Genomic DNA, 25,876 nt, shown 5'->3' with positions numbered 1-25,876 from the left:
GGGTGACGGTCTATCACTTGGCAGCGGTCTTACCACGCTTGGGCGGCACCGGACGCCAGTCCTGAAGGGCGGCGGCGGTGATGTGGTTGTCGCGCTGCTCGGCGTCCAGCCACTCCTGGCAGTCTGCGGCGGGGTTCCCGTCCCACTCGGGGTCGAACTCGCCGTGCCACTGCCGCAGCCAGGGCAGCAGCTCCTGCATACCGGCAAGGAGCGGGATGAGCTGCTCGCCCTGCCAGTTGTCCCGCTCTACCCGATCGGCGACCAGGTTGATGATCACCTGCGCCTGGTCCCGGTGGTCCCAGCCCGCCCAGCCGAGGACGAGCTTGGGGTCAGCTTCGGGGCCGGCGTCCGGGTAGGAGATGAACCGCTCCTTGGGGACGTCCAGCTTGCCGCGGTTCGACCAGTAGGACTGCTTACGGAAGTCCGCACTGGCGTACTTCGGCGGCACCGCAATATCGAGGCGCTCACCGATCCGGTCCTCCTCGCGCTGCTGCTCCCATACCTGCTCCCACTGCTCGCGCTTGCGCAGACCGGAGTCCTTGTAACGAAGGGCGGCCAGGTACGGGACGTGCTCATCAGCGAACACCTCGCGCAGCACATCGGCGAGGCGGAGGTCGGGCTTGCCGAGATGGTCGGCGGCGTAGAGCTCGGCGACGGCGTGGATGTCGGTGTCGTCGTTAAACAGGTCAGCGAGCTGGGCGGGCGTCAGCGTACGGGGCTGGCGCATGCCGTCGCGGGTATGGAACCAAAGGTCCTCACGCTCGCAGCGGTCGAGCAGCCAGGTGCGCAGGGCGGCGGCTTCCTTCTTCTCCCAAGTCGGCGACGACCAGCGGCGCTTGCACTCCGGCCGCTCGATCAGCGCGAGATCACGGCGATTCTCGATGGTGTCGATGCGGCGCTGGACAATTGCGCGGTACCACTCGGGCCAGTGAGCGGGGATCTCCGTAACCGGAGTGGAGCCATGACGGACGAACCATGCGGTCTTCGCGTCGCCTGCCGCCACTCTGCGCGCAAGCACGATTTCGAAAGCACGCTCACCGAGCGCAACCCCAGGGGCCTCATCGGGGTCATTGACAACAAGCAACCTAGCCTCGGCCTCGGTAAGCAGACCGTAGGAGTAGTACACCTGCCAGTCCAGTTCCTCCTGCAGCGCAATCATGCGGCGGCGGGTGGAGGTGTGAACAGCCCGGGCGGCATCGAGGTCGGCGCGCGCGGGCCCAGCGCACGCGACGGCGGCAGGCTCATAAGTGGCGAGTACTTGACCAAGAACATCAAGTGCCCGACCCACACCGAGGGGTGTGACACCGGAAAGTGGGAAATCCTGCAACTTTGTTCCAGTGAACTCGTAACGCTCCTCCCATTCCTCGTCCTGTACGCCACGCCCAAGCCCGCTGCCACCCTTGCCCTGACTCACCTGCTTCAACCAGAAGCACGCTGTCGACGAGTTCAGCACCCCCAGTAGCCCAAGGTGATCATCCTCCGACGCTGCCTTCGGAAGCTTAATCACAGGCGCGGACTGCTTGAATACCTTCCCGCCGCGGTCGAGCACGAAATGATTATGCGTTGCCACAAATGCGAATGTGATCGCCAGGGGAGTCCGCAGCTTGCTTGCGGTCAACCGCCCGTATTCTGACCACTTGAGGCCGCCTTCGATCTTGGTTTGGTGACCAAAGAGGAAGTTATTTGAGATCGTCGTTCGGGACGGCCACATGCGTCGACCAAGGGGAGAATCGTAGTCGACGTCCAGTGGTTCAAACTCCCTTGAGTAGGGAAACAATGCTACGTCGAAGTCCCCGCCGTTCCAATCACGCAGAAGATCACCAGTGACCATGGGCCTCAACAATTGCGCCGAGATGCCAACTCGATCCGCACTGCGCTGCGAGGACAGATATAGATCATCCTCCAATGTGAAGCACGTAATCCCAATCGAGTCAGCAGTGGAACTGAGCTTTCCAGTCCCCGCACGCTCAAGTGCCTCTAGCAGGTCACCTGCACCGCCACCACTAAGAGACCACGGGTGCATGGAATACGACTCGCGCGACGCATCCATAGAGGTGATATATCCCGACTCGCTTCCCGGCTTCACCACCTGCTCTACGATCGCACGCCACACCTCGCCATCGGCAGCCACCTCCGGCTGCCCAGGCTCTCCCTTGACACCAAGCACGGCACGCACGGGATCCGCCCAGCCCCGTTCTGTATTACGGCCAACTAGGATCACTGTCGGTGTACCGTGTCCAGGAATGAACGCCCCGGATGTGTCGATGATGTGAGTCAGCTTTACAGTACGGAAGAACTCCTCAACGAGCTTCTTCCCGAACTCTCGCTTCATGAAGGAGTTCGAGGTAATCTGCCCCGTGAATCCATGCTGATCCCGAGTTGCCAAGTCGAAGATCCGCTGCGCAAAGGGCACCGACAGTGCATACTTCCCGGAGCATGCATCGTAGGCGTCCCGGTAGTTCTCGTTCTCCTGCTTATCCTTGACCGTGATGTATGGCGGGTTCCCCACCACGACGTGATACGAGTGCCTCCCCAGCAGGTCACAGCTTCGGACGAATGCGTTCACGTCCTCCGTGGCGTAGGCAAAATTACCCTCGTCCTCGCCGTCGTATTCCTGAACGCCCAGTGCCGAGAAGAGGTCGTCCTCGCTCTTGCCCTTGAGCTTGCGCTTGCCGACACCGCGTCCGTGCAGCAGTGAGTCGCCGACCGCGATGTTGATCGGGAAGGTCGGTGCCTGATCCAACCGCTCCACGTCCGCTGCCTTGAGCGCAGCGACGAGCAGCCGGAACCGGGCCACACTGACCGCAAACGGGTTCTTGTCGCACCCATGCACCGCGTCAAGGGCGGCACACACGTTCTCCCACTTATCGACGCCCGGCCCGGCCAACTCCTCGTGCTTGGCCAGCAGCCGGTGGAACAGCCCGAGCAGGAAGTGCCCACTGCCGCAGGCCGGGTCAATCGTCCGCAGGCCCCGACGCACGACTTCCCGCGACTCACCCTCACGGATCGTCAGCTCAGGCCAGAGTCCGAACTCCTCAACCGCCGGCTCCAACGTCAGATCGAGGATGAACTCCTCCACGAACTCCGGCGTCTGCAACAGCGCGTACGTCTTCCGCGCATGCTCGCTCAGATTCTGGTACAGATCACCGAGGAAACGCGTGTCCCAGTCCTCACTCTCGAAGAGGTGCACCGCCTCCCCGTCCTCGCCACGCCGCCGCCAGAACGCCAGCAGCCCCCGCGCCGCCTCGAAGCTCGGCGTCAGCCCCCACAGCGCATTGTGGTTGCGGTCGAACAGGCCGCCCGCCGTCTCGTTCGCCGCCGCCAGGTGATCAAAGGAAGCAACCAGCCAGTCGCGGTCGTTCTGCTCCGGGTTCTCGCGGAAATACGCCTCATGGCGCTCCTCCGCAACAGCCAGCCGCTCCCCCGGGCCGGCGATCCACGGCCACTCGATCAGCCCGTTGTCCTCGCAGAAGCGCACGAAGACCGTGCCGAGCACCCAGGCCACCGCCGCCTGCGTGATCCGCTCCTCACGCCAGCTCTCGTACGTCGCCGCCGTGCGCTCGGCATCACGCGCCCGCCGATACTCGTCGTCCAACCGCTCCGCGAACTCGGGTACCTCCTGGCTGCGCTCCCGCAGGTCGTCCTCCAGGGCCGCCACCTGCTTGCGCAGGTCCTTCAGCAGCTCGTTCTGGTCCACTCCCCGACCCGCCACAGCGCCCATCCTTCTGCCCTCGTCCACGTCCGCCGGCCCTACGGGCCGTGCGTCCCCATCTTGCCAGCTCACCGCACCCGAACGAGTGGCTGATCAACATTCCGTCCGCCCCTGGGCGGGAGTCACGCCACGCTTTGCTCCCGCAGCCCGTCCAGGAAGTCCTTGCGCAGCACGGCACGCTCCGACTCGCCCAGCACCTCGACGATCACCCCGTCCAGCTGCGGCGTCTCCTGCGGTGCCTCCGACGGGCAGAGCAGCCAGAGCCCATGCGGGGCGTCCCTCTCCCGCCGAGCCGCGTTCTGCAGGGAAACGAGCAGCTCGCGCCCACCCGCATCGTGGTAGCGGGCCACCAGTCCGGCGTCGTGGAGCAGCAGCACGGTGTCCGGCCCCAGCTCCTCCAGACGCTCGTGCAGCCGCTGTGCCACCCGCGTCCAGGCACCGTTGACGTAGGAGCGCAGGCCACGCGACAGGTCACCAGAGGCAGTGAACTTCGTGTCGATGCTCAATACCCGATCCCATGCGGTGCCCTGCTCAGCGGCGAGCAATCGGAGCTCGGAGAGGAACAGGGAGCCCAGGGCGAGCGGCTCGACCCCGTACGCCCCGGCAATCTCCTCCGCCGCTCCGGGCAGGTACATTCCGCGCAAGGTCAGCGCGAGGAAGCCACCCCGGCGCCGCGCATCCTCCAGCTTCGCGCCGAGCAGCACCCGGGGCTCCCGGCCGGCCGCCGCCGAGGCGGCGGCCACGCCGACCGCCCCAAGGAAGAGGTTGGTGGAGGTCGGCGAGGTGGTCATTCCCCGAGCGCTCTCCGGGACCGGCGGACGGAACCGCTCGGCTTCCCGGTCGTACTCGAGGGTGAAGCCGGCCTCCTTCAGGGCCTCCGTCATCTCCACCTGGGTCGGCTCGCTCAGGCCCAGGTCGGGGAAGCGCAGCCGAACCTTCGCGAGCAGTTCCTCCACCGTGGCACCGCGGTCGCGCCGGATACCGGCGGCGGCCTGGGAGACCGCCATCGCCCGGGCGAGCGAGAGGCCGCTGGGATACAGCTCCAGCCGCGGGGAGGACAGCGCGTCCTGGGCCGCCGCGGAGGCCAGCGAAACCAACCGGGCGTCAGCAAGTGCGGCCATCCCTGCCGGAATCGCCACAGCACGCAGCTCGCGGATGACGACGGCGCGGTCCGGCAGCGGGTCGGCCGAGGCGAGTCGGTCCGCCTGCTGGCCGAGGGACCTCGCGTAGTCGGCAAGGTCCGGCGCGCTGGGGTGGTTGGTGCCCGGCAGGGACTCGCCGGCGACGAACATCCGGCCGCCGCGCCGGAGGACAGCCAGTCGCGGCTGGTCGTCCTCGTCCTTGTCGTGCGGCCAGGCCTCTGCGTCCAGGGCTGCCCTGACCACCGCGAAGGTGAGCGCATTCGCCCGGTCCGGGTCCGGCTCGCTGATCCCCTTGCGGATCCGCATCTCCGTGGCCAGCTCCTGGACGGTGACCACCCGCCCGGACGCCTCGACGAATGCGGCGATCTCCTCGCGCAGATCAACGATCACCGGGTCCGCGATCCACTCCTGGATCGCAGCGACGTGGCTGCGCGAGACGCTCGGCTGCTTGATGTCCAGCCTCTTGGCAATCTCCGTCTGGGAACACCAGACGGGCAGCGGCGACGGCTCCCCCTCGGCAGTGGGCAGGCCAAGGGTCAGCCGAATCGCGTCGTTGCGCTTCGAGCCCCCGCGCGCAGGCCCCGGGTCGAGGTGGGCGGCAAGGTCGTCGATACTGGCCCTGGCCACGAACTGGGTGGGAAGCCCGGACTGGTCAACAGCCGGACCCTCGGGAGTCGCGCCGGAGCGCACCGCGCGCTTCGGTTCAGCGGTTGCCGGACGGAGCCTGGCCGACCACTGCTTGTGCCGACGGTTCAGCTCCTTACGGATCACCGCGCCGGCACCGCGCGCCCGCGCAATCTGGTGCAGCGGTACATTGAGCAGTTCCCCGACCGTGGTGGCGCCGAAGGCGTTTGCCACCGACTCCGCCCGTGGGGACAGGCCGGCCGGATTCAGCAAAGTCTCCAACGCGGCCTGGTCGGCGTACCGGTCGCGGGTGGCCTCCAGATCCTCCCTCTCGTCGGCATCATCCTCGGTGTCCTCGGCGCCGGACGGCACAGCGGCATCGGCCTTGGTGAAGACCGCCTGCCAGGCATCCCGCATCTGGCGCAGGGTGTCGAAGCGACGGTCCGCGTCACGGTGCAGGGCACGCTGGAAGAACGCGGTAAGTCCCGCCGCCAAAGCGGGTTCGAAGACCTGCTCGGCGAGCGCCGGGTACTCGTCGTCGGTGGTCCGGGGATCGGTCATCTCGTCGCCCCAGCGGGGGCGCTCCCCCGACGCCATCTCGTGCAACGTCACCGCGGCGGCGTAGTACTCAGCGTGGTCGTCAAAGACCGGCCGGCGCGGGGTGTCCAGGAACGGGTCCAGGTAGCCGCGGGTGCCGGCCTGCACGTCCAGGTCCGAGGCGTCCGCAAGGGAGAAGTCGAAGAGCATGAGCTGCCACGACCGGTCGGCACGCTGCAGCACGCCGAAGTTGTCGGGCTTCAGGTCGCGGTGGCGCACACCCTTGCCGGCCAGCTGGTCGAGTGCGGTGAAGAGGTCGCCGCCGAAGCGCGCCAGCTCGTGATACGTCAGCCGACCTTCGCCCCGCAGTCGGGTGCCGAGGGAGCGCTCGCCCGCGTACTCGAGGTCCAGGACAGTGCGGTCGTGCACGTCACGGGGCCCTCCGAGGAGCCGCACGACAGAGCCGCCGCCGACCGTACCCAGTGCCGTGGCCTCCGCTCGCAGCCGGCCGGCGCGCGTCTCGTCCAGCGCCACCTTGAGCACACGCTGCTCGACCTGCGTCTCCCCGCCGAAGTCCTCCGACTCCCGGCGCACCAGCAGGGCCCGGGCCGTCGCGCCCGTACCGAGCACGCGCTCGACCGTCCAGTCGCCGTCGACGTTCTGGCCGGGGGCCGCGGTCAAGGGGTCGACACCGACAGACGTCGACACCTCGGCGGCCACCGCCTGCTCGAGCCGGTCCAGGTCGTCGAGGAAGCGGTCGACCGAGTCCAGTCGGTCCGCTACATCGGCACGGGTGGCCTGGTAGACGAGGTTGTCGAGCTCCTCCGACACCGCGTCCGACACCGCGGAAGGGTGTAGCCCGCCCTCCGCCGTCAGCCGCTCGATCAGCATGCTGCGCCGCTCGGCCGGCCGCTGACCGCTCAGGATCAGGTGTGCCAACGCGCCGAGCCCGAAGATGTCGAGGTCGACCGGATCGGCGAACTCCATCTCGAACTCGGGCGCGAGATAGGCCTGAGCGGAGTTCTCGACATGGTCTCCGCCGGCGCTGGGGTCACCGATCGACGAGTACGACGTCGTGTCGAAGTCCCGTGCGGCGACCTGCCAGTCGATGATGCGCAGGACCGGCGAGGAGCCGTCCGGCTTGCAGGAGACGTAGACGGAACGGGCCGCGAGCGCCCGGTGGTAGAGCGAGCGACGGTGCGCGTAGCGCAGTGCCTCGGCCAGCTGGCGTACCAGCTCCAAGCGGGCCTCAGGAGTCAACGACGGGCCGTGCGTGGCGAGATAGGCGTCGAGCCGCAGGTCCGAGGCGCGGTGGTTGAACAGGATCGCCGGGCCGCCCTGGTGGTCACGGAAGTCCCGTGCCTGGGCGATGCCCCGGTGGTTGATGCCCTGAAGGACCTGGTACTCGCGTCGCGCCGCGCGCTCCACCGAGCTGCGGTTCTCCGCTGTGGCCTGCTGGCTGACCAGGTAGACCCGGACCCGGCCCTCCTCGCGGATCGGCTGCTCCCGGACGGCGAGGCGGTCCTCCCAGGTGGGTCCGCCGTCCAGGGGGCGGCCGTCGAGCTGCCAGCCGTCCCCGAAGTTCAGGTGGGCAGTGGAGGCCCGGACGCCGATCATCTTCATCAAGTCCGGCAGGGCCTCGGCGAGCTTCAACCGCTCCTGGCGAGCGTTCTCCGAGTCACGCTGTGGGGGCAGCCCGAGGAAGTCCTTCCAGATGCGGGGCAGACCGCTGGCGCCGTCCTCGCGTCCGAAGACGTCAATCTGCTGGACCGCGTCGAGCTCGGAGCGCAGGTCGGGGGCAGAGAGAAACACCGCCGGGGAGATCCGGGGGATCTGCACGCCGGAGGAGTGCTTCCCAGCGGCCCAGAGCAGCTTGCTCTTGAGCTCCTTGGACTTCAGGTCGGTCAGGTGCAACGGGTTGTTGATCGTCCGCACCCGGTCCGGACCACGGAAGTTCCAAGTGCTGCCGTTGTTGACGAGTCGCCCGGGGTGCCCCTTCAACTCCACGAGGAACAATCCACGCGGCACCAGTACCAGCAGGTCACACTCGTTGACGCGGCCGGAGGAGGCAGTGAACGAGAACGTCGCCCAAGCCCGGAACGGCTCGGTCTGCGGCATCAGCGCCTTGATGTGGTCCAGAGCGTCCTGCTCGTGCGGGAACGGCGAGGGCCGCTCCTGGAACCAGCGCTGCTTCCGCGGCGGCGCCGGCTTCGGTACCCGCGCCCCTGCTGTGCCCTTGTCTCCCGCTGCCGACACCGCTTCGCCCTCCACGCCACCACCCGGCCGCCGACGAACCAGCGCCGCTCCATGTGCGCCCGACCCTATCGGTCACGGCTGACAGATGGCGACGCTGCGTCGACCTCAACTCACAAGCAGACCCGAATTACTCAATGGCTGGCGGCCTTTCCACCATCAGAGCGGACCATGAGGACGTCCTCGGACCGAATCCTGTTGGCTTTGCTGCGCACGTGCTCGCGGTGCATCGTCCACGCGTCGCCCTCCCACGTGAGGTCGGGACCAGGGTCACGCTGTCCACTCAGTCCAGTTAACCGACGGCAGACCAACCCCAGGGGCGCGGCCCGGCCTGTCCTCTCAGGCATGCGAGTCGGTGGTGAGCTTCTCTCCCGTGGCGGCGCGGGTCGGCAGCTGCGTGCTGGAGGGCAAAGCAGGTGACCCGGAGCTCGCGGATGTCACGCAGGATCGGGTAGCCGGCCCAGGTGGTCACGTCGGCGCCGTACGCCTCGCAGAATTGCGCGTACTGCTTGTCGGAAACCGTACCGAAGGTGCCGTGTCCGACGGCGGTGGCGGTGAGGTCCCACTCGGGCGGCCCCTGGGAAGTGCGTTCGAAGTCCAGGAGATAGACGGTCGTCGGGGTGACCGCGACGTTGCCGCCCCAGGCATCACCGTGGATCACGTTCGCCGGGTAGCCGGCGGGGAGGCTCGACCAGGCCGACTGAAGGTCGCTGAGGCGACCGCGAAGCCATTGCCGCTGTTCGTCGTCGAGTGTGGTCGCGCCGTCGATCCGCGCGGCAAGGCGAACGAATGGGTCGAGCCACCCCAACGGGAACGATGGGATGGGGAGTTCGTGGAGGCGTCGGAGGAGCGGCGCGATGTCGGCGGCGGTGCCGGGACGGTGCTCGGGCAGCTCGTGCCAGAAGGTCACCGGGCTGCCCTCGACGTCCAGGGGCTCCCGCAGGTGGTCGAGCGGACGCACGGCCGGGATCTCGCATGTGCGCAGCCAGCGGGCGACCGCGAGCTCCCGGACGGCGGCGTTCCACTGCCCGGGGCGCCCAATGCGAACGACGACCTGGTGGCGAAGCCGCCACAGGCCGTTCTCCCCGATGCGGATGGGCGCGGCCTGGTCGGCTGAGAGGCCTGCGGCATCGCATGCCTTCAGCAGCAGTGCGTGAGATTCGTCAACACTGGTCACACCGCCACCGTAGAGGTGATCTGCTCTCCCAAGTCCCGGATGTCGGGAATCGTGCGGTGGCGGTGAGCGACGCGGCCCAACTCGCCGAGTTCGTGGTTGGCTCGCAGCGAGCGAAGCTGGCTCACTTCGGCGAGCGCACGTCGCCCGTCCGCCAGAGCCTGTTCGGGATCGCTTGCGGCCATCCGGAGGGTGGCCAGCTTGGTTCGGGAGAAGGTGCGCGACCTGGCGAACCCGTCGCCATGGCTATCGACGGCGGTTTGCAGCCTGCAGAGGGCCTCCTTGGGAGGGTGGCCCGCAAGCGCGAGGTCGAAGAGAGCGTGGCCGGTGTCGCCGTGGTGCTGCGCGCTGTCGTAGTAGGCCATCCATGGCCCCTCGTCGGCAGCGACGATCGAGGCGAAGGAGTCGTCGGACCTGCCGATCGAGGTCAGTGTCTGCTGGGTGCGGCCCATCTTCGCCAGCGCCCTGGCACGGGCGTTGTAAAGCATGGATCGTTCGGCGGAGGAGAGACGGTCCGCTCGGGCGAGGCCGAGTTCGGCGAGGGTGAGTCCGGAGTCCGGATCGCCTCGCCAGGTGGCCTGCCGGGAGCGCAGGTTGTAGGAGATGGCGCGCAGCGGCCAGTTGTCCACTTCCTCGGCGCACGACGTGGCGAAGGAGAAAAGCCGGTGGGCGTCGTCGTGCGCGAAGGCGTCGAAGGCCGAGGCTCCGACTACCGTGGCCAGGCGGCTGACAGCACTGAACAGGTCGGCTTTGAGTGAGGCAGGGCAACTGCTGCCCAGAAGGTTCGCCGCCCAGCGGAGTTGGGCGAGCGCAGTGTCACGGACGACACCGGCACCACCATAGAGGTTGTCCCAACTGCGCAGGGTGGTCGCGGCTGTGCGGATCTGCTCGACATCGGCGGGCCGCACCACGGAAGGCGCGGCGGCAGACGGCGCGGCGTTCATCAGCTGGAGGAGGGGACCTGCTGCGAGAGCTGCGCTGGTCGCGGCAAGGAAGTTCCGTCGTTCCATGGGAATGGACTCGTTCCACTCGGGGGCGGACAGCGGTCCCTCCAGCGTGCCTCCGACCCCGGCCCGTCGGCGAGGGATTGTGGCCCTGCCGGGCGAGTTGTCCATTTCCCGGGAGCGGTTGTCCATTTCAGCCTCAGCGAGCGCGACGCTTCGCGATAGGACGCCGCCGGTGTCCAACGCGGCGTCAAGCGCCATGGTGTGCCGGAGCTTACAGGGGCGTTCGGCCCGCTCGAACTTGCTGATCAGGTCGCCACTGAGGTGGACCAGCGCGCCGAGTTCATCCTGGCTCAGCTTGCGTAACTCTCGCCAATGCCGGAGTTCGGCGCCGAGCCAGTGCGCTGCCGACCGGGTCGGGTCCAAAGGCTTTGGCGGTCGCGGCATCTGGTCCTCCGAGGCGTCTCTTGTGGACAGCGACCGGTGTCCGATTGCCGGTACTGGTCAGGCGGTCTATGGCAAGGCTGAATGGCTCTCAAGCGTTCGCGCTCCATTACACACCGCTACGGATGCGATGTGTGAGAGTTCGGCGCTATCCACGCGATCAGATCAGGACCGGCTGGGGTCATCCAGTAGCCGGCCGCAGCTGGCGAGGTGAGCTCGTGCGAAAAGTCGGTACTGCTTCTGCAGCAAGCGGTGTGATGACCGGTGACGAGGGCTGCTCAACGAGCTTGGCAGCGGTGGCCGGAAGGTCGGCAACCGCAACGCTCAGGTGCGAGATCAGGCCTGACGGAAGAGCAGCCCAGCGGGCACGCCGATGCGCCAGACGACAGTTCGTCGGGCGCCTGCCCGTCGGCGTGCTGTGCGACCTCGAGCTCGTCCTCGGCGAGTTGGTGGCGAACGCGGTCGCTGCCTCGGGGCCGACAGACCGGGTCGACGTCAACCTGGGCTTGGTCGCGCGCGGACTGCTCGTCGAAGTCGCCGATCGGTCGTTGAAAGCCCCAGTGCCACGGCAGGTTCAGGCAGGCGATGAGGGCGGCCGGGGCCTGCTGATCGTGGACGCCCTCACCAAGAGGTGGGGATGGCGGTCCAGCCCGGACGGAAAGGTCGTTTGGGGCCTGCTGCCGTTCGCGTCGCCTGATTGTCATTCAGGAAACGCGCTGAGCTGACTCACTCACCACCTCTCTCCACCCCTGGCGGCCCTCTCACGCCTCGGACCGGGGCTAATTCCGCACGTACCGGCCCCAGGGCCATGGCCTACTCGACCCCGACGAGGAGTACGTCTTGGAACACCTCAGCACAGCTGTCCAGAACAGCGGCATCACCATCGAGACCGGAACCCTTCACCCCACCGATCTCGTCCTGCCGAAACGCAAGGGACTGGGCCAACACGGACACCCTGACCGACCATCTCGCGGAGGCGATCTCCCACGAGTACAACCGGAACAGCTGCCAGCCGCAGCCGCGAAGTCTTCCACGGTGCGGCCCACCGCTGTGGTCCTCGACCTCTTCGGCACGCTGGTCCCCGCCCCGGACAGCTGCGAGCGCGCTCAGGCCGTGCGGGAGATCGCTGCCGCGCTGCGCGTGCCGGAGCCGCAAGCCGATCAGGCGCTCGGGGGGAGTTGGCAGGCCCGGCATGACGGGACGCTCCGCACAACCAGCGAAATAGCCGCGCACCTCGCTGAGCGCTGTGGGGCACCGGCCAGGTACGTGCCGCAGGTGGAGTCGGTACTTCGGCGATTGGCTCCCCAACGACTCTGCACCGACGCGTCGATGATGGAGAGTCTCGAGGCGTTGCGGCGATCCGGGCTACGGCTGGGGCTGTTGAGCGACGCGGCCCCCGATGTCGCCGAGGCGTGGGACCGCTCGGTGCTCGCCCCACAGTTCGACGTGGCGCTGTTCAGTTGCCGCGAGGGAGCGCTGAAGCCGGCCCGGCATCTGTACACGGGGATTCTGGAGCGCCTCGGGAGTACAGCGGAGTCGGTGCTGTACTGCGGCGACGGCGGCGGTTCAGAGCTGGTCGGGGCGCTGCGCTGCGGGATGCGGGCGGTCCGCGTGGAACGGCGGGGCGGCATCGCAGCGCTGGCTTTCGATGACCAGGCGAAGTCCTGGCAAGGGGTCACGCTGCGGTCCATCGAGGACTTGCCGACCTGGCTGGGCGTCACGGGGCCGAGTCGGAGCTACGTCCGGTGACCGGCGTCTCCACGCTCGTCTGGGAGGCTCGGTCAGACGGAGCTGGCCGTTCGCCTCGCCTCGCACCTGTACGCCGCACCGCGTTGCCGGCGGATGCCGGGACGACAGAGGTCCGGGTGCGGTTCTCGGGCCTGTGCGGAAGCGACACCAGCAAGCTCTGTTCGGATTCCTGGAGCGGGCCGCTGCCCGAAGGATGGGTTCCCGGCCATGAGGTCGTCGGCATTGACACCCGTAGCGGGACCTGGGTCGCGGTCAACCCGCTGGCCGGCTGCGAAGATTGTGCCGATTGTACCCGGGGTCGTATCCACTTGTGTCCCGGCCTGCGCCGGGTCGGCTGGGAGCTGCCCGGTGGTCTGGCCGAATCTGTCCGTGTCCCGGTGCGGAGCACCGTACCGCTGCCTTCCGGCGTGGCGGACCTGGCGTTATTCGTCCTTGCCGATCCGGTGGCGGTCGCCCTGCACGGCGTGCGGTGTGGCCTGCCCGCACCAGCCTCCGGCACCGCAGGCCGCCTCGGGGTCATCGGCGCGGGCACCCTTGGTATCTGCACCGCCGTCAGTGCGGCCCGAGCTGGGTGGAGCGTCCTCCTCGCCACCCGCGGGCCGGATCAGGAAGGGCGGCTTCGCACCCTACTCGCTGGCACCGGCGTCACCGTCTACCCGGGGCCTGGGCTTCCGGCAGGTGCGTGTGACGCGGTAGTCGACGCCGCCTCCGGCCACTCGCCCGGCCCGCTCCTCCAAGCCCTGGCGGCGGTACGGGACGGCGGGACGATCCTCGTCCAGAACGCCTACGCCCCGGAGGTGAAGCTTTCCACTCCGTTGCGCGAAGTGTTCCGACGCTCGCTCACCGTCCGGGGCTCGTACTCCCACTGCCGCGCGAACAGCTGTGACGACTTCCAGGACGCCGTCCAGTTCCTCGCCCAAGAGGCAGACAGCGCGTGGGCCACGGCTCTCACTTCCACTCGCTACCCGCTCGCCCGGCTGCCCGACGCCTTGGCTGCGCTCCACCCCGCTTCTGCGCACCGCCCGTCGAAAGTCCTGCTCACCTCCAGCCGCTGACTACGACCCAGGAGCTCCGCCATGCAGTCATCACCCGTCCCCGCTCCGCCGCCAGTGTCCATCCCCGCTCTCGTGCACCAGGTCAACTCTCCCGCCGACATCGCCCCAGCCGATGTCCACAGCGGCCTGTTGCACCTGCTCGGACTGCCCGCCGGCCCGACCCGTGACGTGATGCTCGGCAGTGTGCTGACCGGCCTGCTCCTGCGCGGGCCCCGTCCGGCCGAGGTGGAGGCGGCGATCCGGGCCGCCAGCGCGCTGGACAGCGGGTCCTGGGAGGTCCTGGCGCCGCCGCCCAACGTGCGGCTGATCGGCTACACCGGCAGTGGGAAGAAGACGTACAAAACGATCAATCTCAGCTCGGCCGCGGCGCTGGTTGCTGCGGCCGGCGGTGCGCACATCGCGAAGCTCGGCTCGCGCAGCGCCTCCTCCAAGACCGGCTCCCGGGACTTCATCGACGTGGTGGGCGCGCGTTGCGAGACCATCCCGGCCCCGACCATGGTGGACATCGCGGGTGAGTGCGGCTTCGGGTTCTTCTCCATCGAGCACCAGGTACCGGAGTTCGACCGGCGTTATGGCGGCCGTTTCCAGGCCGTGCATGCCCTGAGCCTCGGTTTCCCTGCTCTGCTGAGCCCGGTGGCCTGCCATGGCTTCGTCTACGGCCTGTCCCATCCGGCCGTCGGGGTGTCCGCGCGGCTGCTGTATCGGTTCGGCCTCGGCGATGTCACCGTGGTCAACTCCTCTCCAGTGCCAGGCAGCCAGGTCGACGAACTGATCCCCGGCGGCACCATCCGCGTCTGCCATCTGACAGCCGGCCAGGAAGACCCGGAGTTCGGGTGCGCCGTCGCCAGGGCCGCAGGTGCCGTGGCCCCGGTCGTCGACCTTGGATCCCTCGCGCAGCGCGCCGATCCGCGCGCCAATGTCGCCGCCGTCGTCCGCCTTCTCGCCGGCCGTGCCCCGGCAGTGGCCCAGCGCACGGTCGCCCTGAACGCGGCTGTACTCATGGTCACCGCCCGCGCCGTCCCCAACCTGCAGGCCGGGCTGGACACCGCGCATGCAGTCCTGGGTGACGGTGCCGCCCTGGACACTGTGCGCCGCTTCGTATCCCTCACCGGCGGTGACCCGCGCACGGTCGATGCCCTCCTGCGACTCCCCGACGAACAGCGGGCCGCCCTGACCGTGCCCGCCCCGCGCCGCCCGCCCCAGAACGCCCCCGCCTCCGGGGCTCTCGCCGTTCCACCCTCCGACAGGGAGACAACCGCATGCTGACTCGCGACGAACTCGGCATCGTGCACCTGGTCCTCAACACCGACTGCAACGCCTGGGACCTACCCAAGACACCTGGCTCGCCTGGCGTATGCCGCTTCTGCTATCGCGAACGCAATCGCGTGCACACCGATGAAACCACCGTCCGCCGCGTCATCGACCGTGTCCGCGCCGAGTCGGACGCCCACCGGGTCGTCTTCACCGGCGGCGACCCGGTCATGCCCTACGACAACCATCTGGAACCCGCCCTCCAGCACGCCCAAGCCGCAGGCTTCGAGACCAACCTGCACACCAACGGTCTCCTGCTCGCCGACCGTTACGCGGCCCTGCGCGACCACGTCACCCTCTACTCCCTGGCCGTCGACGGCCCGGACGAGCAGAGCGCCGACTGGTTCCGCGGCAGCGGCTACTTCGCCGCCTTCCAGGCCAACACCGCCCTGCTCACTGCCGACCGGCGGCGCCTCGCCTTCAACACCTTCACTACGGCCGCCTCCCTGGCTGCCCTTCCCACCCTCGCTGGGACGATCACCGGCCTCGCCGCCCGTACGGCGGTGGAGTACTGGCTGATCTCCCAGTACCGGCCGATCGGCCGCGCGAACTCCCGCAAGGCCGACCTCTACGCCTACGACTGCGAGGCGTTCACCGAGGCCGTCGCCCACGTCCGCGACCTGCTGTCCGGCACGGGCATCCAGGTATACGACCAGCCGACCCGCGCTGCTGAGGACCCCTATCCCTTCCGGGTCTGGGTCCTGGCCGACGGCACTGTCACCGCCGATCTCGGCAGCGTCGCGGCGCCCAGTAACACCGTTCTCGGCAACCTCCTCACCGACGGCTTCGAGCCCCTCGTCCGCCGCGCCTTCACAGCACGCTCCACCGCCGGCACCTCCACCACGACCACCCCGGAGAAGGAAGTGACCACACCATGAAGTTCGACTCCGCGTACTACGACGACGTCATCGCCCGCCACAACTACGAGCGCCTCGCCCCCGAGATCGCCACTACCTCCAGCGGCAGCGTCACCCCGGAGGCCGACGCCGAACCCGCCCTCGGTGCCATCGACTTCCCGCTCGCCGACCTGAGCCCGGACGACCTGCGCACCAAGTGGATGTGCCACACCGGAGCCCGGGACTTCGCAACCGCCGTCGCCAGCGGAAGGCCGGCCACCGTGACCACCGGCGTCGGCCTCGGCGGCCCGCCGCACGCCGGCACCGTCTTCCAACTCCTGCGCGCCGTCACGCTCCAGCGGCACGGGCTGCACGTCCAGATCGTGCTCGGCGACCTCGACTCCTACAACGCCCGCCGCACCCCGCTGGCCGAGGTCCGCCGACTGGCCGACCAATACGAGGAGTTCGTACGCCGGCTCGGCTTCGACGAGCAGCGTGGAGTGCTGCGTCGCCAGGAGGGCAACACCGACGTCCTGGCCACGGCTTTCCTGCTCTCCCGCCACCTGGACGACGCTGACTTCAGCTGGGCCGAGGAGGACCTCTCCGGCCTCTACCGCAGCCACGGTGTCTTCGACCACCTCACCTACGGCATGAAGCAGGCCACCCTCCTCATGGCCGCCGACTTCGTCCACCTGCTCGCCCAGGACCGCCACGTCCTGGTCTCCCTCGGCGTCGACGAGCACAAGTACGTGGCACTCGCCCGGCGCGGAGCCGAACGCTGGGGTCTGGCCGCCGACCGCCTCTCCGGCATCTACACCAAGATGATCCCTGGCCTCGGCGGCCTGCCCAAGATGAGCAAGAGCATCCCCGGCTCCGGCATCACAGCCGCCCTGCCGGCCGACGACATCCGCGCTCTGCTCGCAGCCGACACCGACTCCGGACCGGACGACGACACCTCCGCTCTGCTCCAGATGTTCGCCTGCCTGCCCGAGACCGGCGGCCACGCCTACGACTTGGCCGCCGAAGCCCGCCGCACCGGCGGTCACCGATGGCGCGAACTCCGCGAGGATCTCACCGAGCGCCTGGTCGGCATCTTCTCGCTCTGGCCCCAGCTGTGACACGACCGAAGGAGTCCACCATGTCCGCCGCTCCGGCACTGCCCCGCGCGTCAGCCCCGGCGCCGTACCCCGTTCTCTCCCGTCAGCCCCTCGGCGACGCCACCACCCACCACATCCGGGCCGGCTACCGCCACCGGACCACCGTGGAGTACTTCGCCGACACCACCGACGACGACGTCACCTGGCAGCCCGACGTCTACCCGTACGTCGCCACCCTCGCCGAGCACTCCGGTTTCGACACCCTCATCGACCTCGGCTGTGGCCGCGCCGGCAAACTCGCCGCCCTGGCCGCCGAACGCCCCGACTGGACGTACATCGGCGTCGACTTCGGCGACAACCTCGCCTGGAGCCGCGACAACCACGCCTTCGGCCAGTGGATCGACGCCGACCTGGAGAAGACCGAACTCCTTCCCCTTGCTCCCGATCTCCTACGGCGCTCCGTCGTCGTCTGCTCCGACGTCATCGAACACCTCCTCGACCCGCTCCCGCTCCTCGCGCTCACCCGCAACCTCCTGTCGGACGGCTGCTCCGTCGCCGTGCTCTCCACGCCCGCCCGCGAGTTCCGCAGCGGCTACGACGCCCCCGGTCCGCCCCGCAACCCCAGCCACGTCCGCGAATGGGCCAGCGACGAGTTCCAAGCCCTCCTGCGTGCCTGCGGCTTCGAGATCCACTACGCCGGCGTCACCCGAAGCGACGACGCCTCCCACGGCTTGTCCACCCAGCTCGTCACCGTCGGCCTGCCCGAGGTCCGCCGATGACCGCCGCCATCGCTTCCTCGGCCGCTGGCCTTCGGGTCGTCCACCTGCCTGCCCGCACCCCCTACGCCCGTAAGCTCCACGGCCCCGGCATCCACACCCTGAACACCACCACCGAGCCCACCGAGATCCGCCCCGGCCATGCCGTCCCCGCCGACGTCACCGCTTCCTGGATCCTCGACCACACCCCGTTGGACTGGCTCGACGTCCTCCACCTCCACCACATCGACCTCGAGCCCCCCGCCATCCTGGAGCGACTCCTCGACGCCTGCGCCCGCGCCCGAGTCCGCGTGGTCTTCACCGCCCACGACACCCGCCCCATGCTCGGCGGCGACAGCAACGGGGCCGACGCCTTCACCACGCGCCTGCGCCTGCTCCTCGCCGCCGACGTCCCCTGGATCTGCCTCACCGAAGGCTCCCGCGCTGACCTCGCCGCCCTCCTGGGTACCGAGCCTCCCACCACCGTCATCCCGCACGGCTACGTCGTACCGCCCGACACCCTCCGCCATCGCGAACGCCTCCCCGGCACCGGCGTCCGCACCCTCCTGTACGGGGCCACCCGCACCAACCGCGACCAGATCTCACCCGTCGTCAACTGGTCACTCGCCACCAGCAACCCCACCCACACCCTCCATCTCCTCCTGCGCGCCGCCAGCCCCGCCGACTTCACCCGCACTACCCCCAGCCCCCTGCCCGTGATCCTGGACATCGCCCGTCACGACCCACGCATCCGGATCACCATGCGCCCGTACCCCACCGACACCGCCGTGCTGGACGCCGCCCTCGCCAGCGACCTCCTGCTGCTCCCCTACCTCTGGGGCACCCACTCCGGCCAACTGGAACTCGCCTTCGACCTCGGCCTCATCCCGGTCTGCGCCCGCGTCGGCCATCTCCCCGAACAGCACCGCCTCCACCAGCGGCACGACCAGGCCGTCCCCGAACCCGAATGGTTCGACTGGACCACAGGCCACCCCAACCTCTTCGGCGAACGCTTCCTCACCGCCCTGGAGTCCGCGACCGCCCGCACGGCCGCCGCCCCGCGCCGCCTCGATCACGACTTCCTCGATTACCGCACCCAGGAGCACAAGGACGTCCTCGCCGCCCACCTCGCCCTCTACGAAGGCGGCCACCGATGACAAACACCCCGCTGCCGTTGCCCCGGATCTCCTGCGTGATCCTCTGCCACAACTACGGCCGTTACCTCGACCGCGCCATCACCAGCTGCCTGGAGCAGGAGCCCGGCAACTACACCCTTCACGAGATCCTCGTCATCGACGACGGCTCCACCGACGACACCCCCGAAATCTGCCGCCGTCACCAGGAGTACGTCCGCGTCGTGCGCCGCCCCCGGCGAGGGTTCGCCCAGACACTCACCGACGCTGTACTCCTCGCCGAGGGCGACTGGATCGCGCCCCTCGACGCCGACGACTGGTTCCACCCCGCCAAACTCCGCACCTGCTCCAACGCCATTACCCCCGACCGCCTCCTGATCGACCATTGGGAGACCGTCGTCGGCACCGACGGCCACCCACTGCTGCCGGAGCCCCATCCCGGCGGCAACACCAGCACCCTCCTCGTCCGCCGCGACGCCGCCCGGACCCTTCTCCCCGTCACCAACGAGATCCACTTCCACGCGCTGCGCGACGCCGGCCACGGCCACACGCTGCCCGAACCCCTTGTGAACTACCGGCTCCACCCGGCGAGCATGACCGACCGGACCCTCAACGGCTCCTCCCAGCACTACCGCGCCGACGTCTGCACAGACCTGGCCCACCGTCTCATCACCCTCACGGCCGCCCCGCCCACCTGGGCTACCGCTGCCGCTCTGCGTCGTATCGCCCGCCACTACCGCGCCCGCTCCGCCGGCCACCGTGTGGAAGCCCACCTCCAGCAGTGCCGCCGCCTCCTTGCCCTTCGCCCCCTCACAGCGATGCTCTACCACTCCCTCCGCGGCCGTGCCCCAGTTACGGCCTGGCTCCGCACGCTCGCCAGCTTTGCTCGCAACCGCCCGCTCGCCCCACATCCGCCGCCCCCGTCTACCGTCCCGACGCCGACAATTCCTCCGTCGCTCCGCCAAAGCGGAGTGTGATTAAGCAAATGCGGATCCGTATACCGCGATGCTAAAATCGCGTGTTTTCCCCATACTTGCTGGCCATGCCAGCCGACAGACCAGGAGCGTAACGACGCCATGAGCCGTCTCAGCGAGTCCGTAGTCCGCGCCATGGAGATCCTCAAGGGATCGGACCTGGCCGCGGACTATACGGTCGCCCGGCTCCTGGAAGAGACCTATAGTCGCCGCTCGCTGGACCTGTCCGACCTTCCCCCAGCCGAACAGGCCGCGCTGATCGAAGGTCGCGCGATCAACGTCATCCCCTCAGCGTCCGTACTCGCGGGGAAGATCACTGCTGCCCAGGCAGAGGGCCGGCCGCTCGTAATCAAGTACGGCATCGACCCGACGTCCCCGGACGTCCACCTGGGTCACTCCGTGCCGATCATCATCGCGTCCCGCTTCCAGCGCATGGGCCACCACGTCGTCTTCATCATCGGCGACGTCACCGCCAAGATCGGCGACCCGTCCGGCCGCTCCTCCGAGCGGCCGGCACTCACCGACGCCGACATCGCCCACAACCTCAGCGGTTACCAGCAGCAGGTCACCCCGTTCATCGACTTCACGCGCGCCGACCTCCGCTTCAACGGTGAGTGGCTGAACAAGGTCAGCCTCCCCGAACTGGTGGGCATCCTGGCCCATGTCCCGGTCTCGATGACCCTCCAGCGCGAGGACTTCCGCAGCCGCCTCGCCGCCGGCGACGGCCTGTCGGTCGCCGAGTTCGTGTACTCCGTCGTCATGGCCCTCGACTCCGTGGCCATCACCGCAGACGTCGAACTCGGCGGCGTTGACCAGCTCCTGAACCTGCAGATGTGCCGCAAGGTTATGGAGATCCGCCAGCAGACTCCTGAGGTCATCATCACCACCCCGCTCATCGAGGGCACTGACGGCACCGGCGCCAAGATGAGCAAGTCCAAGGGCAACTACGTCGGACTCTCCTCCTCCCCGGACGAGATCTTCGGCCGCGTGATGTCCATCCCCGATCACCTCATCGAGCCCTACCTCACGCAGCTCACCGAGTGGACCGACGAGGAGATCGCCACCGTCACCGCGCGCGTGGCCAACGGCACCGCGCACCCCATGGCCGTCAAGCGCATCCTCGCCGGCGAGGTCACCGCCACCCTCCACGGCCTGAAGGCCGCCGAGGGGGCCCGTGCCGAGTTCACCGCCCGCTTCTCCAAGCGGACCTTCGGAGAAGCGCAGAACCTCCCGGCCATCTCCCTCAAGGAGCACGCCGAGACCCCCGTGGTCACCCTGCTCACCCAGATCCTGGGTTTCGCCCCCAGCAACTCCGCAGCCCGCCGCGTCGCCGCCCAGAACGGCCTCCGTCTCATCGCCGAAACGGCGGACGGCGAACAGCGCACCACCCAGCTCGACCAGGACACCACCCAGCTGCTGCTGTCCGCCCTCGTCAGCGAGTCGGACATCACCGGGGCAGCGACCTTCTACCTCAAGGCAGGCCGAAAGATCGCTCGCATCGACGCGTGACGAAACGTGGCGTGGTGGTGGGGACCGGGCTTGCCCCACCACCACGCCAGTTTTGGTCGTCGACGCCTTGATCGTGTGTGCTCCCCCCTTCTAGAGCGCGTGGGCGCATGCAGCTGGGACCAGCGAACAGGGCCGACAGGCCGTCTTCTCGGTGAATCTGCGGGGTGTCGCTGCGACACTCACGACGACATAGCGGGGGAAAGCGCATCCTGGCGGCGTCGCTGTGCCCGACTCGCTCCTTCCTGAGACTCGTGGCCGATGCGCTCAACGGGTTTCGAGGTATGGACGGAGACGAATGGCACAGACGCCCGGCGGCGCGCCGAGCAGCGACGAGTCGGTCGAGGCTGTGCGCCGCTATTACGACGACTTCGCCGGGGCCGAGCACGAACGCCTGACGCAGGACATCGCTGGAAGAGTCTCCTTCGAGATCCACCGTCAATTCCTAGAACCGCACCTGAAAGATAATCAGAGAATCCTGGAGCTCGGGGCGGGGACCGGCCGCTTCACCATCCTGCTCACGGAGCGGAGCTCACGCGTGATGGTCACCGACATCTCGCCAGTCCAGCTCCATCTGAACGAGGCCAACGTCACCGCCGCCGGCACGGAGCACGCTGTCGAGGCACGCCACACGCTCGACATCCGCGACACCAGCTGCTTCCCCGACGGATCGTTCGACCTGATCGTGGCCTACGGGGGCCCGCTCTCCTACGCCTTCGACGATGCGCAACAGGCCCTCGCCGGCCTCCTCCGAATCGTGAAGCCCGATGGCGTGATCGTCGCCTCGGTCATGTCCCTCTGGGGCAGCTGGCGAGCCCGCCTTCCCGGAGCCATGCAGCTCGCCGCCCGTTTCGGCACTGACGTCACCGACGCCGTGATCCGCACCGGCGATCTGCGGCATGTTCCGGGCGTGGTTCACGTCTGCCGGATATTCACCTGGGAACAGCTCGCGACGCTCGTTCACGAGTGCGGAGGAGAGATCCTGGCGGGCTCGGCGAGCAACTGGGCAAGCCTCGAAGACCCAGCCATCCTGGCCGAACTCGAACGCACCCCACAGCTCTGGGAGCGGTTCCTCACCTACGAGACGGCCGCCTGCTCCAGCCTCGGCACCCGCGACGGCGGCACTCACATCCTGTTCGCAGCGCGCCGGAACCCGGTGTGACAAGCCAGACCGACAGCACCACGGGATCATCGAGAAGCCTCCCGGACGGGCTACAGCCACCGCAATGAGCCTCCGAAGCGCGCGGCCGTCGACGCCAGCCTACCTCCCCACATCACAACGGCCGGATCGAGGACGCCAACACCCGCGCCAAACGGATCATGAGGAAGATGCACTGCCGCGCCAGCTTCGCACCCCTTCGCCACCAATCCTCCTGCATTACCCCACACAGCGTTACCGCCGATTACGGGACAGGGCCCACGCAGGTTTCGTTTCGATGTTGTGCACTGCCCCGCGATCGGAATCGCCATTGTCCGGCATGGCTACCCCTCTCGCCGCAGTCGGTTGATCTCCGCATCAATACCGTCTGCGATCTTCCCGTCTCGTTCGTGTGTGGCATGCTGATAGATGAGTGCAGCTTGAACTGAGGCATGTCCCATTCGGACCATCAGTTCCTTCAGGCTAGCACCAGTGCTAGCGGCCAGAGTATTGCCGGTGTGCCGCAGATCATAAAAGCGAAAGTCGGGCATGCCTGCCTTGACACGAGCCTTTCGCCAGATCCGGCCGAAGCTAGTCCGTCGAAATGGAGCGCCCTTCTCGCCAATGAAGACGAGGCCTTGCGGCCCGCTTTCTGCGAAAAATTTCAGGTGGACGCGGACGTCGGAGACGATGGCCGCTGGCATAGTAATGGTCCGCCTGCCCGCTTCAGTCTTGGTACCGCCAGGGGCTCGCCGACCAGTATTCAGTTCAGGAGTGGCATGGTGGACGCGAACCGTACTGGCTTCAAGGTCGATGTCTGATCGCCGCAGCTCGGCCAGTTCCTCTGGGCGGAGCGTCGTGAAGGCCGCCAGTAGGACCATAGCCCGCCATCGTGCCCCAACTAGTTCAGCCAACTCGTAGACTTGCTCGATGGTTGCGATGCCCCGCTCTTTGGGTGACTCCTTACCGCCTCCCTCGATCCGGCATGGGTTCCGACGGATCAGCTCGTCGTCACTAGCGGTCGCCATGATGGCCCTGAGCAGCCGGTACGCCTTTGCTGCAGTGCTCACTTTCCCGGTTGCCAGCAGCTGAGCCCGCCAAGCCCGGACATGGGGTGGCGTGATCTGGTCCAGGTCCCAGCCACCGAATGCCGGAACTAGGCACGTCCGCAGCAGGCGACGGTACAGCTCGAGGGTTGTCGGCATAAGGCCGCGCTCGCTGATCCAAGCATCAGCATAGGAGGAGAAATTGACCGCACCAGCACTCGGATCACGCCAGTTATCATTGTTGATCTCGCCCTGCGTTACGGCTAACCATGCATCTGCCTCCGTGTCACTTTCGAAGGTCTGCGGGCCCGGTCGAACGATACCGTTCGGATCAAGATACCGGGCCTGATAGCGGCCCGACGGGAGCCTACGAACCGACCCAAACTGCCGGCGCCTACCAGTCACCGGAGCAGTATTCTCCCTTCGCCGCCGCGAGATGTTCTGGCGCGTGGAGACATCCGGCTTGACGGTATTCGCGACGATGTAATCCGCAATAGCACGGGCGGGGATGCGGACGTGATGCCCTACTTTAACGAAGGCGATTCGGCGCTCGGTGATGAGGCGACGCGGGAAGCGTTCACCGCTCGTCTCCCAGGTACCGAGTAGCTTGGCTGCCTCCTCCACGGTCAGTAGCTGGTCCATTGGGATCCTCCGCACTTACGAGTTGCGGTATCGGAGTCTGATCGACGAGCAGTGGTGCGGCGTGCGTCTGCCTGGCGCAGTTTCGGCGGCTGGCACCGAGCCGCCAGGCGAGAGTCCGACCCGGACCACGCTCAGCAAGGGTGCCGTCGTCCAGGATGTACTCCGAGTCGGCCTCGCGCAGGACCGGGTCAGACCGCGCCCCTTCCGAGCGAGCAAATGACCTGGTGGACGTATGCGTGGGCGGTGCCAACGCTGGACGAGGGCCCCACACAGCGGCGCCGCCTGGTCCTGCCGATCCTTTTGACCGGGTGGTCGCGACGCCACCACGCGGGACCTGCACTCGGAATGCGTCAGGGCGCGGTCCACGGAGAGGTCCCCGTCTCTGCCATCTCGGGGCGCACGGATTGTAGGTACCTTACAACTGCTCCCATACGGCACCAGCCAGCCTCATCTGCACATCGTCCATCGCGTGCGGCTCGGCAGCAGCAGTCCTCCCGAGCTTGTGTCAGCCGGCGCCCACCTCGACCAAGACGACGCTGCGGCGAGCGCGTGATCGTCGTTGATATCTGATGGACCATCAGCTAAGTCAGCATTGAGTCAGCATTGGTCTGACTAAACCCAGCTACAGATGCCCACACCTGAGACTCGCGGCCGACCGCCAGAGCCATCGTTCAGCAGCACAAGCGTCCTTCCGGACCAGTGGATCGCGAACCACCCGGACCACGATCCACCTCGACTCGGCGCATCGCCTCATGGGACCATCATCCCAGGTCAGCGCACCCTTCCCCGTGGCTTGAGGGGCAGTTGGGGCACCTCGGGAGCGGCCAGCCGCTCGCCGTCGTAGCCGTGCACCTCGCCGAAGCGGGTGCCGGTCATCCACTCCTCCCTCGCCTGCCTGATATCCTCGTCAGTCCGGGCGATGAAGTTCCACCACATGACGATCTTCTCGTCGAAGGGCTCGCCGCCGAGCAGCAGCACGGCGCTGTCCGTCCGGGCGAGGAGCGGGAGTTCGCGGCGGCCGCAGCCGAGGTAGAGCAGCGACCCGGGCTCGACCCGGACGCCGTCGACGTCGACGCTGCCGCTCATGGCGAGGACGGCGTACTCGAACTCCGGCTCCAGCGGGAGGCGTTGCTCGGTGCCCTCGCGGAGCGCGAGGTCGGCGCCGACGAGGGGGGTGTACGCGGTGCCGGGCGAGGCGGCGCCGTCCAGGGCGCCCATGATCACCGTGGCGCGCAGGCCGGGTGCGGTGACGACCGGCAGGGTGGCGTGGTGCTCGAAGGTCGGGGCGGTGTGGCGGTGGGCCTCCGGGAGGGCGACCCAGAGCTGGGCGCCGTGCAGCAGCCGGGCGTGTGCGCGGGGGGACTGTTCGGCGTGCGAGATGCCGTGACCGGAGGTCATCAGGCCCAGCTCGTACGGGCGGACGGTCTGCAGGCTGCCGAGGCTGTCCCGGTGCAGGACCTCGCCGTCGTGCAGCCAGCTGACGGTCTGCAGACCCATGTGCGGGTGCGGCGGCACGGCCATCCCGGGCTCGTGCTCGATGTCGTCGGGCCCGTAGTGGTCGACGAAGCACCAGGCGCCGACCATCCGGCGGCCGAGGTTCGGCAGCAGCCTGCGGACTTCGGTCGACTCGCCGAGCTGCACCTGACGGCCGGTCAGCAGGTCCTTGACCGGCCCGGTGGTGGCCTCGCAGCCGCAGGCGGTCGGGGTGGGCTTGAGGTCGAGGTTGCTCACGCGTAACTCCATCCATCGGCGGGCCGTCCGCACGATCATCCGTCAGATTCCCGCCGAGGACGAAGCCGACGCC

The 25,876-nt window shown here is 68.1% G+C and carries 17 protein-coding genes and 1 pseudogene; 12 read left to right on the top strand and 6 right to left on the bottom strand.

The features are described 5' to 3' along the window. Positions 1-13 precede the first annotated feature (13 nt). The 4 genes from pglX to ACR68M_RS30330 all read right to left on the bottom strand — a co-directional run bounded on the left by pglX (position 14) and on the right by ACR68M_RS30330 (position 10,833). Positions 14-3,697, bottom strand: coding sequence for a BREX-2 system adenine-specific DNA-methyltransferase PglX (gene pglX, locus ACR68M_RS30345; protein ID WP_441247345.1), 3,684 nt, complete (start codon positions 3,695-3,697; stop codon positions 14-16). Between the two features lie 137 nt (positions 3,698-3,834). Further along, a complete protein-coding gene (gene pglW / locus ACR68M_RS30340; protein WP_441247344.1) occupies positions 3,835-8,271 on the bottom strand; it encodes a BREX system serine/threonine kinase PglW in 4,437 nt (1,478 codons plus the stop codon). 289 nt (positions 8,272-8,560) lie between these two features. Continuing rightward, positions 8,561-9,445, bottom strand: coding sequence for a phosphotransferase enzyme family protein (locus tag ACR68M_RS30335; protein ID WP_441247343.1), 885 nt, complete (start codon positions 9,443-9,445; stop codon positions 8,561-8,563). Beyond that, complete coding sequence (locus ACR68M_RS30330) at positions 9,442-10,833, bottom strand: helix-turn-helix domain-containing protein (RefSeq protein WP_441247342.1); 1,392 nt, start codon at positions 10,831-10,833, stop codon at positions 9,442-9,444. The genes ACR68M_RS30335 and ACR68M_RS30330 overlap by 4 nt, the downstream gene beginning before the upstream one ends. A gap of 410 nt (positions 10,834-11,243) precedes the next feature. Here ACR68M_RS30330 and ACR68M_RS30325 point away from each other — a divergent pair, with 410 nt between their 5' ends. The 12 genes and pseudogenes from ACR68M_RS30325 to ACR68M_RS30270 all read left to right on the top strand — a co-directional run bounded on the left by ACR68M_RS30325 (position 11,244) and on the right by ACR68M_RS30270 (position 22,408). Next, a complete protein-coding gene (locus ACR68M_RS30325) occupies positions 11,244-11,555 on the top strand; it encodes an ATP-binding protein (protein WP_441247341.1) in 312 nt (103 codons plus the stop codon). Positions 11,556-11,670: 115 nt separating this feature from the next. After that, positions 11,671-12,579: an HAD family hydrolase gene (locus ACR68M_RS30320; protein ID WP_441247340.1), complete on the top strand. Its 909-nt coding sequence runs from the start codon at positions 11,671-11,673 to the stop codon at positions 12,577-12,579. Then, positions 12,576-12,920 (top strand): annotated as a pseudogene (locus ACR68M_RS30315) (alcohol dehydrogenase catalytic domain-containing protein); the annotation flags it as partial. The gene ACR68M_RS30320 and the pseudogene ACR68M_RS30315, both read left to right, overlap by 4 nt. A gap of 36 nt (positions 12,921-12,956) precedes the next feature. Continuing rightward, on the top strand, positions 12,957-13,634 hold the full coding sequence (locus ACR68M_RS30310) for a hypothetical protein (RefSeq protein WP_441251812.1): 678 nt from the start codon (positions 12,957-12,959) through the stop codon (positions 13,632-13,634). A gap of 21 nt (positions 13,635-13,655) precedes the next feature. Further along, on the top strand, positions 13,656-14,900 hold the full coding sequence (locus ACR68M_RS30305) for a hypothetical protein (protein WP_441247339.1): 1,245 nt from the start codon (positions 13,656-13,658) through the stop codon (positions 14,898-14,900). Continuing rightward, complete coding sequence (locus ACR68M_RS30300) at positions 14,894-15,823, top strand: radical SAM protein (protein WP_441247338.1); 930 nt, start codon at positions 14,894-14,896, stop codon at positions 15,821-15,823. Before ACR68M_RS30305 ends, ACR68M_RS30300 begins: the two co-directional genes overlap by 7 nt. Next, positions 15,820-16,899, top strand: coding sequence for a hypothetical protein (locus tag ACR68M_RS30295; RefSeq protein ID WP_441247337.1), 1,080 nt, complete (start codon positions 15,820-15,822; stop codon positions 16,897-16,899). Before ACR68M_RS30300 ends, ACR68M_RS30295 begins: the two co-directional genes overlap by 4 nt. A gap of 20 nt (positions 16,900-16,919) precedes the next feature. Continuing rightward, positions 16,920-17,657, top strand: coding sequence for a class I SAM-dependent methyltransferase (locus ACR68M_RS30290; protein WP_441247336.1), 738 nt, complete (start codon positions 16,920-16,922; stop codon positions 17,655-17,657). Continuing rightward, complete coding sequence (locus ACR68M_RS30285; protein WP_441247335.1) at positions 17,654-18,790, top strand: hypothetical protein; 1,137 nt, start codon at positions 17,654-17,656, stop codon at positions 18,788-18,790. Before ACR68M_RS30290 ends, ACR68M_RS30285 begins: the two co-directional genes overlap by 4 nt. Further along, complete coding sequence (locus tag ACR68M_RS30280; RefSeq protein ID WP_441247334.1) at positions 18,787-19,743, top strand: glycosyltransferase family 2 protein; 957 nt, start codon at positions 18,787-18,789, stop codon at positions 19,741-19,743. The genes ACR68M_RS30285 and ACR68M_RS30280 overlap by 4 nt, the downstream gene beginning before the upstream one ends. A 99-nt stretch (positions 19,744-19,842) precedes the next feature. Beyond that, positions 19,843-21,249, top strand: a complete 1,407-nt coding sequence (gene tyrS / locus ACR68M_RS30275; RefSeq protein WP_441247333.1) for a tyrosine--tRNA ligase — start codon at positions 19,843-19,845, stop codon at positions 21,247-21,249. A gap of 295 nt (positions 21,250-21,544) precedes the next feature. Further along, positions 21,545-22,408, top strand: a complete 864-nt coding sequence (locus ACR68M_RS30270) for a class I SAM-dependent methyltransferase (protein WP_441247332.1) — start codon at positions 21,545-21,547, stop codon at positions 22,406-22,408. 320 nt (positions 22,409-22,728) lie between these two features. Here the strand turns inward: ACR68M_RS30270 and ACR68M_RS30265 are convergent, their stop codons facing one another. Together ACR68M_RS30265 and ACR68M_RS30260 are read right to left on the bottom strand one after the other, a co-directional pair. After that, positions 22,729-24,072: a tyrosine-type recombinase/integrase gene (locus ACR68M_RS30265; protein ID WP_441247331.1), complete on the bottom strand. Its 1,344-nt coding sequence runs from the start codon at positions 24,070-24,072 to the stop codon at positions 22,729-22,731. A 771-nt stretch (positions 24,073-24,843) separates the two neighbouring features. After that, the gene (locus tag ACR68M_RS30260) at positions 24,844-25,803 is read right to left on the bottom strand and encodes a pirin family protein (protein WP_441247330.1); all 960 of its coding nucleotides are present in this window, start codon (positions 25,801-25,803) and stop codon (positions 24,844-24,846) included. Positions 25,804-25,876 lie beyond the last annotated feature (73 nt).

It is taken from the genome of Kitasatospora sp. McL0602, from assembly GCF_052076145.1.
Classification (GTDB): domain Bacteria; phylum Actinomycetota; class Actinomycetes; order Streptomycetales; family Streptomycetaceae; genus Kitasatospora.
This window is presented reverse-complemented; position numbering and strand designations above follow the sequence as displayed.

Coding starts and splice junctions, on each gene's coding strand:
- ACR68M_RS30300 (WP_441247338.1), top strand. CDS start 14,894: ATGCTGACTCGCGACGAACTCGGCATCGTGCACCTGGTCCTCAACACC.
- ACR68M_RS30280 (WP_441247334.1), top strand. CDS start 18,787: ATGACAAACACCCCGCTGCCGTTGCCCCGGATCTCCTGCGTGATCCTC.
- tyrS (WP_441247333.1), top strand. CDS start 19,843: ATGAGCCGTCTCAGCGAGTCCGTAGTCCGCGCCATGGAGATCCTCAAG.
- ACR68M_RS30295 (WP_441247337.1), top strand. CDS start 15,820: ATGAAGTTCGACTCCGCGTACTACGACGACGTCATCGCCCGCCACAAC.
- ACR68M_RS30290 (WP_441247336.1), top strand. CDS start 16,920: ATGTCCGCCGCTCCGGCACTGCCCCGCGCGTCAGCCCCGGCGCCGTAC.
- ACR68M_RS30330 (WP_441247342.1), bottom strand. CDS start 10,833: ATGCCGCGACCGCCAAAGCCTTTGGACCCGACCCGGTCGGCAGCGCAC.
- ACR68M_RS30265 (WP_441247331.1), bottom strand. CDS start 24,072: ATGGACCAGCTACTGACCGTGGAGGAGGCAGCCAAGCTACTCGGTACC.
- ACR68M_RS30285 (WP_441247335.1), top strand. CDS start 17,654: ATGACCGCCGCCATCGCTTCCTCGGCCGCTGGCCTTCGGGTCGTCCAC.
- ACR68M_RS30270 (WP_441247332.1), top strand. CDS start 21,545: ATGGCACAGACGCCCGGCGGCGCGCCGAGCAGCGACGAGTCGGTCGAG.
- ACR68M_RS30305 (WP_441247339.1), top strand. CDS start 13,656: ATGCAGTCATCACCCGTCCCCGCTCCGCCGCCAGTGTCCATCCCCGCT.